Below are 14,940 nucleotides of genomic sequence, written 5' to 3' on the forward strand. Positions count from 1 at the left end.
GTGCAAACGCGAAACGATGCCCTTCGCGATACGCCCCACCGATGCGTCGCAGTGACGTACGCATTCCCGCCTCATTTTGGATCCATCCGAGTGAACCGACGCTTGACCGCTTCGATGCGTTTTTTGATCGTCCTCGGTTGCGTTTTCGCTTCCGCCGCGATATCGCGTGGTGAAGATGCGGCGCAAACCGAACAGCTCGAGTTTTTTGAAAGAGAAGTTCGCCCCGTCCTTGTCGAGCATTGTTATCAATGTCACAGCGCATCGGGGAAACGAATCAAGGCCGGTCTGCGTCTCGACCATCTCTCCGAAATGCTCCGCGGCGGCGACTCGGGCCCCGCGATCGTTCCCGGCGATGCCGATGCGAGTCTGATTGTCGAAGCGGTTCGTTACGAGGGCTACGAAATGCCCCCGAAGGGTAAGTTGCCCGACGACCAAATCGCAGCACTGGTGCGCTGGGTCGAATCGGGCGCGGTTTGGCCGAAAGACGAGGACGCACCGTCGGCCAACGACGATCCGTCCAATCCAACGATCGCAGAATTCGACATCGACGATCGCGCCGAAAACCATTGGGTTTGGAATCCGATCACGCGTCCGATGGCCCCCGTCGTAAAAGACTCGGCTTGGCCCAACGACGAGATCGACAAGTTCATCCTGGCTGGACTGGAAAACGCGAACTTGCGTCCGGCCGAAGACATCGATCGATCGGTGCTGCTGCGGCGATTGTCCTTTGACTTGGTCGGGCTGCCGCCGACGGCTGACCAGATTTCGACATTCTTAGCTGACGAGTCGCCCAAAGCGGTCGAGCGGGTCGTCGACGCGTTGCTTGACTCGCCTCACTACGGTGAACGATGGGGCCGTCACTGGTTGGACTTGGCACGGTTTGCCGAATCTCGCGGTCACGAGTTCGACAATGACGCGGCATACGCGTACCAGTATCGCGACTATGTGATCCGCGCGTTGAATGCGGATGTGCCGTACGACCAATTCGTCCGCGAGCAAATTGCCGGCGACTTGATCTCGCCGCCCCGGTTGAACCCCCAAGACGGTTTCAACGAGTCCATTTTGGGTACCGGATTCTGGTTCTTGGGCGAGTGGGTGCATTCGCCCGTCGACATTCGCAAGGACGAAGCCGATCGGTTGGACAACATGATCGATGTGATGTCGAAAACGTTTCTCGGCTTGACGGTTTCCTGCGCTCGTTGTCACGATCACAAGTTCGATGCTATCTCGACGGCCGACTACTACTCGTTGTGTGGTTTCTTGCAAAGCAGTGACTACCGCGAGGTGAGTTTCGAGTCGCTCGAACACAATCGACGCATTGCTCAATCGCTGTCGCAATTGGACACCGAGTACCGCCAAGCGATTGGCCGTTCGCTAGCGCAATCGGGCACTCAGGGACTGCAACCGTTTCCGACGCCGCCCGCCGATGATTCCAGCACCGAATCCAACATCGTGATCGATTACGCCGACCTTCAAGATGATCAATGGATGCAGGACGGATTCATTTTCGGTAAACGCCCGCGACGCGCCGGCGAGGCGTTCTTAACAAAAACCGACGACGGCTGGTCACTCAATTTTGCGGAACAGACATCCGCAGCAAGCGACAGCTTCTGGGACGGCCTGATGACGGTTGCTCCGTCAGCCGTCCAGCAACGCGGTGCTTTGGAATCTCTGCCCCGGAGTGGTCGTACCCTGCGAACGCCCACCTTCACGCTGGTCGACGGTCAAGTTCATTGCCGCGTGCAAGGCGTCGGTCACGTCGTCGCCTGTGTCGACTCGCATCGTATGATCGCCGGACCGCTGCACAAGGAAACCATCCAGGCGATAAAAGCGGATTCGACGTGGGTCCGACTCGATTTGTCGCGGTACGTCGGACACCGACTGCATTTGGAATTCACTCCCGCCAGCGACGAATCACTGGAAGTCGTACGGATCGTCCAAGGCGCGTCCGACGCGACCCGCAAACGCTGGGACGAATACGACGCGGCGTTGGCAAAGTACGTTGACGAGTTCGCCGTTCAGGTGGAATCGTCATCCGAATCCGGAATCGATGATCTTGTCGCCTCTTGGGCCGACGCGCGAACACAATTGCAATCACAAATGATGCGTTCATCACACGCCGCGATGGCGATGATGGATGGTACGGGCGAAGACGAAACGATTCTAATTCGTGGCAACGCATCCAAACCGGGGCCGATCGAGCCTCGGCACTTTCTGACCGCGATCTCCGGCGACGCCCCGATGCAGATCGCGTCGGGCAGCGGCCGGCTCGAACTGGCCGATCACATCACCGACCAACACAACCCGCTAACCGCCCGCGTGATCGTCAACCGACTTTGGCATCACTTGATGGGACGGGGAATCGTCCCAACGACCGACGACTTTGGCGTGTTGGGGCAACGACCTTCGCACCCCGAATTGCTGGATTACTTGGCCAGCGAGTTTGTCGCCGATCGCCAAAGTTTGAAGCGGATGATCCGCCGCATCGTACTGACGCGAACGTACCAAATGTCGTCGCGAGCCGATGGCGATGCCGTTGAGGCGGACCCGGGCAATCGGCTGTGGCACCATCGATCGCCCAAACGGCTGGAAGGCGAAGTCATCCGCGATTCGCTACTGGCGATTTCGGGGGACATGGACGTGACCATGTTCGGTCCCTCGGTACCCATCCACCTGACACGGTTCATGGACGGTCGCGGTCGCCCCAAGACCAGCGGACCACTGGACGGCGACCGACGGCGTTCCGTTTACATCGAAGTTCGGCGAAATTTTTTGTCGCCGTTCATGTTGGCTTTCGATACTCCGTCGCCGGCAAGTGCGATGGGCCGACGCAATGTGTCCAACGTCCCGGCCCAGGCACTGATTCTGCTGAATGATCCTCTGGTTGCGCAACTGACCGGCAACTGGGCCAAGCGAACAATGGCAGATCACGCGACGACGACGGAGCGGATCGAGGCGATGTACATCGCCTCCCTGGCTCGCGAACCCACCCACCCCGAACATTGCATTGCATGGCAGTTCATCGGATCGCAATCCGACGAACACGAACGCTGGGCCGAGTTGGCGCACGCGTTGGTGAACACGAAGGAGTTCATATTCGTTCCATGAATCCATTCCCCAACTTCCCCTGTCAACGGCTCTCCGCCGCACCGACGTCGCGTCGCGATATGCTAAAGCGGTGTGCAAGCGGTTTTGGCGCCGTCGCGCTGGCCGGACTGAATGCCGATCCGGCATTTTCGTCGACGGCGATGCATGGACTGCATCACGCCGCTCAGGCCAAGAACATCATTTTCTTGTACATGGACGGCGGACCGTCGCAAGTCGATACGTTTGACCCCAAACCGTTGCTTGAAAAGTTCGACGGTCGAAATCCCAGCGAACTGTTCGACGTCGAACCGACCCAGTTCAACAACAACGGCAACGTGCTGGCGAGTCCGTGGAAGTTCCATCAACACGGCGAATCGGGCATCCCTGTCAGCGAATTGTTCCCGCACGTTGCGGCCTGCGCCGACGAATTGTCCGTCATTCGGTCGATGGTTTCGGAGTTTCCAGAGCACACGTTCGCGAACTACTTTCTGCACAGCGGCAGTGGCCTGCAGGGCCGACCCAGCATGGGTGCCTGGATCAACTACGGCCTGGGCAGCGAGTGCCAAGACCTGCCCGGATTTGTCGTCATCAATGGCGGTTTGATCCCGCCCGGTGGACTGGATTGTTTCGGCAGCGGGTTCTTGCCGGCCAGTTTCCAGGGTTCGGTTTTCAAACCCTCCGGCAGCGGCGTCGCCAACATCGAACCGCTGGATTCGCGACCCGGACGCCAACGAGCAGAGCTGGATCTGATCGCCCAGTTGGACGGATTCGCGGCCGATCGGTTCGGCGAACACGACAGCCTTGATTCGGCCATTCGAAATTACGAACTCGCCTACGCGATGCAGATGGCGGTTCCCGACGTGATGTCGTTGGCCGACGAACCGGCTTACTTGCAAAAGCAATACGGAATGGAATCCAAGTTCGAGCCGACGCGGACCTATGCGGCGCAATGCTTGATCGCGCGGCGGATGATTGAACGAGGCGTCCGGTTTATCGAACTGACTTGCCCGGCGGTTTCGGGCGATCGATGGGACCAACACAGCAACCTCAAAAAAGGGCACGAAAACAATGCCCTGGCCGTCGACCAACCGATCGCGGCGCTGTTGCAGGACTTGCGATCGCGGGGCTTGCTGGATGAAACGTTGGTCGTTTGGGCCGGGGAGTTTGGACGGACCCCGTTTGCACAAGGCAACAACGGGCGCGACCACAATCCGATGGGCTTCACGATTTGGATGGCCGGCGGTGGCGTTCGCCCGGGCACGATTTATGGCGCGACGGATGATTTCGGTTACAAGGCGATCGAAAATCGAACCGAGATTCACGACTTACACGCCACGATGCTGCACCTGCTGGGCGTCGATCACACTCGATCGACATTCCGGTTCGGCGGCCGCGACATGCGTCTGACTGACGTCAAAGGTCACGTCATCCACGACGTCATTGCGTAGATGGATACGGCGACCGTTGACTCAACTCGGCAAACCGATGTCTTCGTTCCAAAGCGACGGGGAATTCTCGATGAAGTATTTCATCATCGCGATACACTCGGGGTCGTTGATGATTTGAAGATCGACGCCGCGACTGCGAACGTATGCTTCTGGACCTTGAAAGGTACGATTTTCGCCGACAATGATTTTGGGAATCTTGTACAGCAGCGCCGCACCACTGCACATATCGCAGGGCGACAACGTCGATACCAACATCGCACGCGCGTAGTCGGACGCAGTCAAACGTCCAGCATTTTCAAGACAGTCCATCTCGGCATGCAAAATGGAACTTCCGTTCTGGATACGACGGTTGTGGCCACGGCCAACGATTTCTTCATCAATGACCAAAACCGACCCGATCGGAATGCCGTTTTCTTGGATTCCAAGCTGGGCTTCGTCGAACGCGGCTTTTAGGAACGGATTCATGGATCGAGTCTCGGCGAATTGGGGTACGTCCGTGGTCGGCTACCGGCGTCTGTGGACTGCTACTAAACTACCGTTCCTACCTCAACTCTGCCCACCGCCCTGCAATGCTGGCTACAGCCCTGCACCCTTAGCTACAGCCCTGCACCCTTGGCCACCGCCCTGCAGCCTTAGCCACCGCCCTCCCCGAAAGAGATCCCCCATGAGACTGTTTCGTTTCGCATCGATTGCCATGTTTGCTGCGTCGTGTTCGCTTTCGACGGCCGAAGACTGGAACCAATATCGCGGCAGCGCTGGCGACGGGAAGTCGACCGAAGCGATCGGCAACCTTTCGGGTAACGCGTTGAACGTGGTTTGGAACGTCCCCGCACCGCTGGGGTTCAGTTCATTTTCGATTGCCAATGGAAAAGCTTTTACGATCATCGGCCGCAACGACAAAGAAACGGTCGTGGCGATGGACGCGAATACAGGCAAGGAAATTTGGTCGGCCCCGATGGGCAGCAGCAAATACCAACAGGGCGGTGGTGACGCGGGCGACAAAAACAATCGCGGCGGCGATGGCCCTCGATCCACTCCGTGTGTCGATGGCGGGCGCGTCTATGTCTACGACTCTTACATGGTCCTTCGATGCTATGACGCCGCGACCGGTAAAGCGGTTTGGCAACATGACATCATCAAAGAACACAACGGCCGAAACATTTCTTGGCTGAACGCCACATCGCCGGTCATCGCTGGAAACATGGTCTTTGTTGGCGGTGGCGGTTCGGGACAAACGTTTCTGGCGTTCGCCAAGTCCAGCGGCAAACTGGTTTGGCAATCCGGCGACGAAAAAATCACGCACGCGACGCCGACCGTCGCCAAAGGCCGCCGCGGCGACGAAGTCATCTTTCTGGCCCAATCCGGCTTGGTTTCGGTCGATGCGAAAACCGGCAGGGAGTTGTGGCGAGCCAAGTTTCCGTACAGCACATCGACTGCGGCATCGCCCGTTACCGACGGTCCATTCGTGTATTGCTCGGCAGGCTATGGCGTCGGGGCCGGTTTGTTCAAAGTGAACGGCACGCCGACGGCAGACGAAGTGTGGTTCAAACCGAATGAGTTGATGAATCACTGGAGCACTCCGGTCGTTCACGAAGGTCACCTGTACGGCATCTTCGAGTTCAAAAAGTACGGCAAAGCGCCACTGCAATGCGTCGAACTGGCGACCGGTGAAATCAAGTGGGCCGAGCGTGGCTTCGGACCGGGCAACTGCATCCTGGCCGGTGACAAACTGGTCGTGCTATCCGATGCCGGTGAAGTGGCGATCGTCAAAGCGGACCCGTCCGGATACCAAGAGATCGCACGGCAAGACGTACTCGACGGCAAGTGCTGGTCGATGCCCGCGATCAGTAACGGAAAGGTGTTCGTCCGCAGCACCAAAGAGGCGGCCTGCGTTTCGGTGGACTAGACCACCGGCGCGGGGTTGCGGTCGAACTTGATCTGTTCTGATGAAAGCCCATCGCCCCCTTTAACCCCAGCGATTGACCTTTTCGGAAACCAGCGGCATTTCCCACTGGCCGCTTTCGGCCGATCGGTACATCGCTTCTTGAACCGCGAGTGATCGCAGATAATTGGGACCGTCCGTTTCCATCGGCATGTTGGCGATCAATCCGTCGACAAAATGCTGTTGCGTTGCCAGCACGCAATCGCCCGCGAATCCCTTCGTGCTGTGCGAGTAGACGTGGTCCCGTTCGGCTTTGCCCAGCATCTGGATCGTCAGCCGTCCGTCGTCGTACAAGCGAATCGTGCCGCGGTCTGCTTCCACCATGACTTCACCGAACGTGTAACGCTGATCCTCGGCCGTCGACTCGTTGAAACGGTTTGCATCGTAGTGGCCCAGACCACTTTTTTCGAACTCCATGATCGCGATGGCCGTGTCTTCGCCCGCGATGACGGGGTTCAGTTTTCGCGTCACGCACCACACCCGACGGATCTCGCCGCCCAAGTATCGGAACGTGTCGATCGTGTGAATTCCGGCCTCGTGGATCAGAAATTTCTTCATCGTTTGAAAGTACGGCTGTCGCGCCAAATACGCATCCGCGCCGTGACCGTCGCCGGCCCGGTTGCGATGGCTGATCGTGTGCAATCGATTGCCGATCGTCCCCGCGTCAAGCATTTTTTTAATCTCGCGATACCACGGCTGGAACCGAAAGTTTTCGTGCACCATCAAACGCACGCGAGCCCGCATGGCGACATCGACGATCGCTTTGGCTTCGTCCAACGTCGGCGCCAGCGGTTTCTGGCATATCATCGGCAGTCCGCGCGCGGCGACTTCGGTGACGATTTCAAGATGCGTGTCGGGGCGCGTGATGATGTCAACGAAGTCGATTTCGCACTGATCAAGCATCTGGCGATAATCGGTAAACGACTCGGCGATGCCGTACTGAGACGACACGCTGTTGGCGCGTCCGACGTCGGTATCGCAACACGCGACCACATCGACACCCTCGATTCGCGACCACGCGTCGTAGTGAAAGTGGCTGAAGTAACCGGCGCCGATGACGGCGGCTCGAAGATTTTTCATCAGACAGTTTCTCCAGAGACGGCGGGTCGAAGTTCTTCGATGATCGATCGATCCGGTTGAATTCGAAACCACATAAAGATCGCCGCGACGTTCAATGCGGCAGCGATGTAAAAGAACGGTTCGTGTTTGCCCGTCCATTCGTACAGATACGGAAAGGCGAGCGAAGTGCAAAACGCACCCAAATTGCCCACCATGTTCATCGCGCCCGACACGGCCCCCGCACTGCGTCCGCCGATGTCCATGCAAGTCGACCACGACGGGCTGATGATCATGTCCGCCCCAAAGATCGCCACACACATCGCGATCACCGCCGACACGGGCGTTGTCATGTGAATGCATGCCGACATGCCGATCGCAGACAACAGAAACCCGATTGCGGCGGGGGCTCGCCGTGAAGCTTGCCACCGGCCTTGGTTGTAAAGACGGTCGACCGTGTATCCCGCGATCCAATTCCCAAGAACGCCACACAGCAGCGGCACGGCGGCGTACAGGGCGGTTTGGTCTTTCGTCAACGCAAACGTGTCTCGCATGTAGGGGAAAAACCACGTGACGGTAAAGAAGAACGTGAAATTGTGCGCCACGTATTGAAACATCAAACGTCGCATGTTGGGCGACCGCAGCATCTCGGCAAAACGCACCGGTGGTCCGTCATCACGCGGCGCGGTGCCCCTCGCCGGCACCCTTGAAGCAACAATGTGATCGCGTTCAGAGTCCGAAATCGCAAAGTGGTCTTCAGGGCGATTGCGAAACAGCACGTACCAAACGACCGCCATCACGATCCCGGCAACACCAAAGGCAAAAAACATTCGCTCCCATCCGCCGAGTGTTCCCATCAACCAAACAACGCCCGGCATCGCCAGCGCCGCGCCCAGTCGTCCACCCGAGAAACTGATCGAGTTGGTGATGCCTCGTTCGTTCATCGGCAACCACTGGGAAAACGCCCGGGCAAGCGTCGGATAACCGCCCGACTCGCCCATCCCGAATAAAAATCGCAGCCCAATCATCGCCGGCAACGATCGAACGACCCCCGTCAACGCGGTCAACAGTGACCACATCAAGATCACGACCGTCATCACGATTCGCGGTCCCAATCGATCAGCCAGTTTGCCGCTGGGAACCTGGAACAGTGCATAGCCGAGCGAAAACGCGGCCATCACCCAGCCCATCTGTCGATCGTCGAATCCAAGGTCCATCGCGATGTCACTTTTGGCGGCCGAGATGCAAGCGCGATCGACCCACATCAAGACCGAAACGATGAACGCGCCGATGATTAGAAAGAAACGGATGGGCATTGGATATTGCTGTTTGACGGGGACGCTCAGGGGCGAAAATCAGAAACGATCAAAGCGCTTGCAGAATCTCGTCGGTCATTTCCGACGTCGAAAGACTTCCACCCAAGTCGGGCGTGCGTTTGGAGGCATCGGCTAGGACTCGCGTGATTGCAGCGTGAATCATCTTTGCGCCGACCTTGCAGTTGTCGTCATCAAACCAGTCCAGCATCATCGCGGCCGACAAGTGCATCGCGATCGGATTGGCGATTCCACGACCGGCGATGTCGGGGGCGGATCCGTGTGACGGTTGGAACACGGCCGCCGAATCGCCAATGTCGCCCGATGGCGCCATGCCCATTCCGCCGACCAAACCCGCAGCCAAATCGCTGAGGATGTCACCGAACATATTCTCCGTCACCATCACGTCGAACCGCTTGGGGTCACGGACCAGAAACAATGCCGATGCATCGACGTAAACATGATCGGCTTCGCAATCGGGAAACTCTTGGGCAACCTCGTCGAACACCTTGCGGAAAAAAACCATCGACGACAACACATTCGCCTTGTCGATCAACGACACTTTTTTCATCCCGTCGCGCTGTCGAGCGATTTGGAACGCCAAGCGGCACACCTGTTCGGTGCATTCGCGTGAAATTCGCATCGTGTTGAACGCTTCGTCGGCGTCCGGATCGAGCACCGCATCGCGACCGTAAAACAGTCCTTCGGTACTCTCGCGAACCAACACAAAGTCGATCTCGCCGGCGCCAAAGTTTTTCAGCGGCGTGTCGGCTTCGTTGAACAAACGGATCGGTCGCACGCCGCCATAGAGTTTCAGACGCTCGCGAAGGTCAAGCTGAGGCGCGATCTCTTTCCCGTTGGGGTATCGCACGTTGGGCAGCCCCATCGCTCCCAACAACACCGCGTCCGAAGACTGGCAAGCCGCAAACGTCGAATCGGGCAACGCGTTGCCGTTTCGTTGGTATTCACCAACGCCGACGCTGTGGTGCTGAAAATCGAAGGCCACGCCGGCCAATCGCCGCTCGACCTCTTGAAGCAATCTCACTGATTCGTCACACACTTCAGGGCCGATTCCGTCGCCTCCCAAAACTGCGATCTTGAAAGTTCGTTTGCTCATTGTCCGACCGATTTCCTGGGTTTGAAGTGATGGTCACCCATGCTAACCGATCCCGTCACGGCGTGGTTCGGGCCACAGTGCTAAAACGTTGGCCGCAAGAATCAAACCGCCGCCGATCAACAGAGGCCAACTGAATGTTTCGTTGGCGTATGCGATCCCACAGCTGCCCGCGATCACGGCGGGCAGAAACATTGCCCACGTCGACGCAAAAAATGGCTCGGTCGTGTAGATCACCGCAGCCTGTGTCGCAGACAAAAAGGGTTGGTATTTGTTCATCCAAGCGAACGCCAACAGGGACGGAAACATACCAAGAATCCCAATCAAGCCAAAGAATTGTGGCTGAACGATCAGGTCGACCCAAGACGCCTGGATCGCGGTTTCGGGCCCACGGACGTTCAAACCGGCAAAGGTGATGGCGCCCAAAATCGTTACCGTTGCAAACATGCCCGGCGTAAAGGCGATCGATTCGTAGCGTTTGCCGAAGTAGTCAATCAGAATGATCTGAGCGCTGAAGAAAAGTGCGCCGACAATCGTTACAGAGTCCCCCCAAGACCATCGCTCCATCACGTCCGAGGCAAGCGATACGCCGCCGGGATGAACCCGTACCATTTCGGTCAACACCGTCACGCCGACAAGTGCCAATGCCACACCCGCCATCACCGTCCTTCGTGGCAATCGTTTCCGAATGACGGTTGAAAACAACGGCGTGAATACGACGGCCAAACTGGTCAAAAAGCCGCTTCGGGATGCCGAGATCGAACCGAGTCCGATGACCTGTAACAGCAGTCCACAATAAAAAAAGGATCCCAGCGCGATTCCAGCCAACAGGTGCGGCTTGCCAACCCGTTTCATCGTGTTGCGAAAAAGGATCACGAACATCACCAAAGCCAATCCGAAACGGATGGAGATCATCCATGCGGCGGATGCCGTCCGCAGCCAAGCCGATCCTTCGGCTAGGGGAAAGTGATCGTCGACTTGTAGGTTCAACGCCCTCATGATCGGAAACGTCGCGCCCCACATCGCATTGACAATGATCAATACGATGACCGCGCGTTGACGATCAGACATGGTTCACCGATTGCATTTGGTCCAGACGGCGATTCGCCATCTTGGCATTGATTAAAGAAAGTGAAGTCACCGTAACGCAGTACGCGATCGCCGCGCCAAGGACTCCGTAAGTGCGAAACAAAACGATCGTTAGCCCGCCCATGACCACCGCATGCCCGAGCAGGTTGATCAGCAGTCGCCGCCGCTCTTTGGCGAACAGCAAAAAGATCGGCGCAATCGAAAAGTACGTCCACACGCTCGAACCGGCCGCGATGACGCAAGTCGCCGCATAGGCCGACCGATACTCTTGGCCGTAAAGCCCCAATATTGGTTTACCCATCACGACGACGGTCGTCATGAAGATCGCGATCCCGATTGCCAACAAACGATGGCGCCGACGCTTCATCACGACGCCTTTGGCGTAGTCGTTCGTGGTCAGAATCTCGGACATCGTCGGTTGAAAGTACTTGTCGGTGGACTTCGAAAGCAGCAGGATCAAGCAACCGGTTTCCATGGCCGGCCCCAGCAGCGCGACTTGGCCTTCGATGTGTTCCACGTGGTGGGCGATCACCAACGTGGCGCGGAAAAACCACGCGACCGAGAACCCGAACGCCATGTAAGTGACGCCTTCAAGGATCCATGACTTCACGTTGGTTGTCGGTGGAACTCGCGGATTTTTTGATCGCGTGTGTCGGAAACTGATCCAAGCGACGCAGGCCGTCGATGCGACCATGCCAACCAGGCTGCCGCCGGCAAAACAAACGACCGCACTTCGGGCCGACATCCCGTCGTGGCTTGCCACCCAGCCGATCGCGGCCAATGTCACAATCGGCACCGCGATTCGGGCGATCGTCGTCGCCAGCGACGCGTATCGAAACGCCAGCATCAAATCGATTGCGACTCCGAATAGCGCCATCGCGGGCAAGAACACCAAGCCCAGATCCATCACCCGTTCGGACAATCCCGATCGGATCGAATGTTCGACCGACGTGGCCGCCAACGCCAAAACCAACGACGTCAACAGCGTGCCCGCGATGGCGAATCGAACGTAGCCCGAGAGGCGATCGATTCGATCGGACGCAACGTATTGCGGAATCGCTTTGAGCCCAAACTTGCCAAAGCCGGCTTCGCCCAACGACGACAACAACCCCAGCGTGGCGATCGCGCCGATGTATTGTTCGAAATCGGCTTGGGGCAGATTCCGAGCGAGCACGATCGTGATGGCGTAACCAATACCCACACCCACGACGTTGCAAATGATCAACCAAACGGGGGCAAAATCGAAGGCGTTCGTGTCGTCCGTTGCGATATCGCTGATAATGTTGTCGGGTGTCGGCAGGGTTTCATGGGCGTGGCTCAAGGGCCATCCAGTCTACTTCGATTCGGCACCGGTGATCATGCCTTCGATCGGATTGAGAAACGGACGCGAATCGCGACCGAGTCGTTCGAACAAACCGAGCGTTTCGTTGAAGTCCAAATCGGTCGACTGAACTCGTTCGGCCGGTACCAAGACGACATGACCGATCCAAGTGTCGGGCGCGCCCGGAAAATACACGACGACCAATCCGCTTGGCAAACGATCGGCTTCCATCGCAATACGATAGCCCTCGGGGCAAGTGACCAATACTGGCTTCAGCGATGGGCCGCCGCTGTCGTGCTTCAAGTTTCCCGCCAACAAGTCCTTGTAGATCGCATACTTGGGAAAGACCGTGATCAGTTGCTTCTCGATCGTCGACGAAAACTTTTTCCCGATCGCCCGTCGTGCAACCACGCCGGCGAAGAAACATGCGAAAACGATGATCGCTACAGACGCCGAGAATAAAAACGCGATTCCGGTCGCCGTGTTGACGGGAACCCACTCGGGCAGCGAATCGCCCAGCGGAACGGCGACCGCCGAGACGATGCTGTAGACCTGGCCCAACAACCCCAGCGTTACCGCCAACGGAAGGAGGAAAAAGAGTCCGCCAATGGCAGTCGAACGCAGGAATCCGACCGATTCGTGAATCTTATCGCGCATCAGCAATATCTTTCGGCGAGGGGGGCGTCAGTACGTCGGCCCATCCTAGGGATGCCGACGCCAGTAGCTAGTAGGCTGATGTACTGGCCTGTCAGGGCGCGAGGGGGGCTGACCATTTTTGACAACAAACATAGACTTAATTGCTTCCCGCCTACATCACCCCGTGATCTCCATAGCGATGTCCGAACAAGATATTTACGAAGAACACGTTCTCGACCATTACGAAGACCCCTACCACCGGGGTCCGTTTGAGTCGGCGACTCATGCCCACGACGGAAAGAACCCGCTGTGCGGTGACGTGATCCACATCGATTTGAAGTTATCGGACGATGGGAAGATCGATGAAGCGTGGTTTGACGGCCAAGGTTGTGTGATCAGCCAAGCATCGGCGTCGATGTTGATCGAAAAAATCGAAGGCAAGTCGCTGAAGGAAGTGCTGCAGTTTTCGGCCACCGACATGTTGGAACTTTTCGGCCCCAAGCTGACACCGAACCGGCAAAAATGCTGTTTGTTGTCTTGGCGAGTCTTGCAAACCGCGGTTCATTCGCCCGTCGGCAGCCCCGGCGAAGCAACCAATGGTGAGGACGGCGCCAGTTTTGGCGGTCCAAGTTTGGGCGAAGAATCATGACGCCGACCGCCACCGCCGTCGCGAACGATTTTGACCCTAACGTCTATCGCGCCGATTTTCCGATTTTGGAACGTCGCGTCGCCAGCGGCGCTTCGCTGGCATTTTTGGATAACGCTGCCAGTACTCAGCGTCCGGCAGCGGTCATCGAAGCGATGAACGACTGCTACCGTTCGTACTATGCCAACGTTCATCGCGGTATTCACACTCTCAGCGAAGAATCGACGCACGCGTACGAACAAGCGAGAGAGTCTGTCGCCGCCTTCTTGAACGCTGCCGCGGCGCGCGAGGTGATCTTCACCGCCGGCACCACCGCATCGATCAACACGGTCGCACGATCATGGGGCGATGCCACCGTGGGGCCCGGTGATGTCATCCTACTGACCATTGCCGAACACCACGCCAACATCGTTCCCTGGCACCAATTGGCCCAGCGCAGCGGATGCCGTGTCGAGTTCTTGCCGATCAACGACGACTATACAATCAACGACGAAGTCGTCTCGGCGGCGCTGCAACGGTTCCAGCCAAAGATGTTTGCGATGACGGCGGCCAGCAACACGCTGGGAACCATTTTCCCGGTCGCCCGGTGGACCAAGTTGGCTCACGACCATGGTGCAACGGTGCTCGTCGACGCGGCTCAAGCGGCGCCGCACCAAGTCGTCGATGTGCAAGCTTGGGATGCCGACTTTGTCGCGTTTAGTGGTCACAAAATTTGCGGGCCGACGGGCATCGGCGTCCTTTTCGGAAAAGAGTCGCTGCTCGACGCGATGCCGCCTTTCTTGGGTGGTGGCGGCATGATTCGCGACGTGACGACGTCGGGGTTCACGTCGGCGGCGCTGCCCGAGAAGTTCGAAGCTGGCACGCCACCGATTGCCGAAGCGATTGGTTTGGCAGCCGCGACGCGGTACATCACCGCGGTGGGACTCGATCGCATCGCCGCACACGAGCATGTTTTGTGCGAACACGCCGAATCCCAGCTACGTCAAATCGACGGAGTGCGAATCGTCGGCCCGACACCCGATAAAAAAGGCGGCATCATCGGGCTGCACATTGCCGGCGTTCACGCTCACGACGTTTCCCAGCACTTGGATACGCGTGGCATCGCCGTCCGAGCCGGCCACCACTGCACGATGCCCTTGCATCATCATTTGAACTTGGCCGCAACGGCGCGAGCAAGCTTTTACTTCTACAACACGATCGAAGAAGCCGACCGCTTGGTCGAAGCGATCGTTGAAGTCCAAAAGAAGTTCGCCCCATCGGGACGGAAACGCCAGAAACGAAGCTGAGC

12 protein-coding genes are annotated in these 14,940 nt (G+C 57.8%); 5 read left to right on the forward strand and 7 right to left on the reverse strand.

Annotated elements, in window-relative coordinates; all coding sequences use genetic code 11:
* Positions 1–90 precede the first annotated feature (90 nt).
* Entirely contained in the window at positions 91–3,108 is a 3,018-nt protein-coding gene (locus tag Poly51_RS00115; protein WP_246114176.1) for a DUF1553 domain-containing protein, read from the forward strand.
* Between the two features lie 59 nt (positions 3,109–3,167).
* The gene (locus tag Poly51_RS00120) at positions 3,168–4,535 is read left to right on the forward strand and encodes a DUF1501 domain-containing protein (RefSeq protein WP_146455023.1); all 1,368 of its coding nucleotides are present in this window, start codon (positions 3,168–3,170) and stop codon (positions 4,533–4,535) included.
* A gap of 21 nt (positions 4,536–4,556) precedes the next feature.
* On the opposite strand, the gene Poly51_RS00125 is transcribed toward Poly51_RS00120, so the two are convergent.
* Positions 4,557–5,000: a nucleoside deaminase gene (locus Poly51_RS00125; RefSeq protein WP_146453334.1), complete on the reverse strand. Its 444-nt coding sequence runs from the start codon at positions 4,998–5,000 to the stop codon at positions 4,557–4,559.
* 199 nt (positions 5,001–5,199) lie between these two features.
* Between Poly51_RS00125 and Poly51_RS00130 the strand changes: the two genes are divergently transcribed.
* On the forward strand, positions 5,200–6,441 hold the full coding sequence (locus Poly51_RS00130) for a PQQ-binding-like beta-propeller repeat protein (RefSeq protein WP_222435758.1): 1,242 nt from the start codon (positions 5,200–5,202) through the stop codon (positions 6,439–6,441).
* A gap of 60 nt (positions 6,442–6,501) precedes the next feature.
* On the opposite strand, the gene Poly51_RS00135 is transcribed toward Poly51_RS00130, so the two are convergent.
* From Poly51_RS00135 to Poly51_RS00160, 6 genes are read right to left on the reverse strand one after another with little or no spacing between them, the layout of a single operon-like run.
* Entirely contained in the window at positions 6,502–7,557 is a 1,056-nt protein-coding gene (locus Poly51_RS00135; RefSeq protein ID WP_146453335.1) for a Gfo/Idh/MocA family protein, read from the reverse strand.
* Positions 7,557–8,849: an MFS transporter gene (locus tag Poly51_RS00140; RefSeq protein WP_146453336.1), complete on the reverse strand. Its 1,293-nt coding sequence runs from the start codon at positions 8,847–8,849 to the stop codon at positions 7,557–7,559. The genes Poly51_RS00135 and Poly51_RS00140 overlap by 1 nt, the downstream gene beginning before the upstream one ends.
* A 49-nt stretch (positions 8,850–8,898) precedes the next feature.
* Positions 8,899–9,963, reverse strand: coding sequence for an isocitrate/isopropylmalate dehydrogenase family protein (locus Poly51_RS00145; RefSeq protein ID WP_146453337.1), 1,065 nt, complete (start codon positions 9,961–9,963; stop codon positions 8,899–8,901).
* A gap of 42 nt (positions 9,964–10,005) precedes the next feature.
* A complete protein-coding gene (locus tag Poly51_RS00150; RefSeq protein ID WP_146453338.1) occupies positions 10,006–11,031 on the reverse strand; it encodes a DMT family transporter in 1,026 nt (341 codons plus the stop codon).
* Entirely contained in the window at positions 11,024–12,370 is a 1,347-nt protein-coding gene (locus tag Poly51_RS00155) for a lipopolysaccharide biosynthesis protein (protein WP_146453339.1), read from the reverse strand. Before Poly51_RS00155 ends, Poly51_RS00150 begins: the two co-directional genes overlap by 8 nt.
* A 12-nt stretch (positions 12,371–12,382) precedes the next feature.
* Entirely contained in the window at positions 12,383–13,027 is a 645-nt protein-coding gene (locus Poly51_RS00160; RefSeq protein WP_146453340.1) for a hypothetical protein, read from the reverse strand.
* A gap of 178 nt (positions 13,028–13,205) precedes the next feature.
* Here Poly51_RS00160 and sufU point away from each other — a divergent pair, with 178 nt between their 5' ends.
* Together sufU and Poly51_RS00170 are read left to right on the forward strand one after the other, a co-directional pair.
* The gene (gene sufU / locus Poly51_RS00165) at positions 13,206–13,655 is read left to right on the forward strand and encodes a Fe-S cluster assembly sulfur transfer protein SufU (RefSeq protein ID WP_146453341.1); all 450 of its coding nucleotides are present in this window, start codon (positions 13,206–13,208) and stop codon (positions 13,653–13,655) included.
* Positions 13,652–14,938 (forward strand): aminotransferase class V-fold PLP-dependent enzyme, encoded by a 1,287-nt coding sequence (locus Poly51_RS00170; protein ID WP_146453342.1) that lies wholly within the window; start codon positions 13,652–13,654, stop codon positions 14,936–14,938. Before sufU ends, Poly51_RS00170 begins: the two co-directional genes overlap by 4 nt.
* Positions 14,939–14,940: the final 2 nt, after the last annotated feature.

Origin of the sequence: Rubripirellula tenax, assembly GCF_007860125.1 — a bacterium.
Taxonomy (GTDB): Bacteria; Planctomycetota; Planctomycetia; order Pirellulales; family Pirellulaceae; genus Rubripirellula; species Rubripirellula tenax.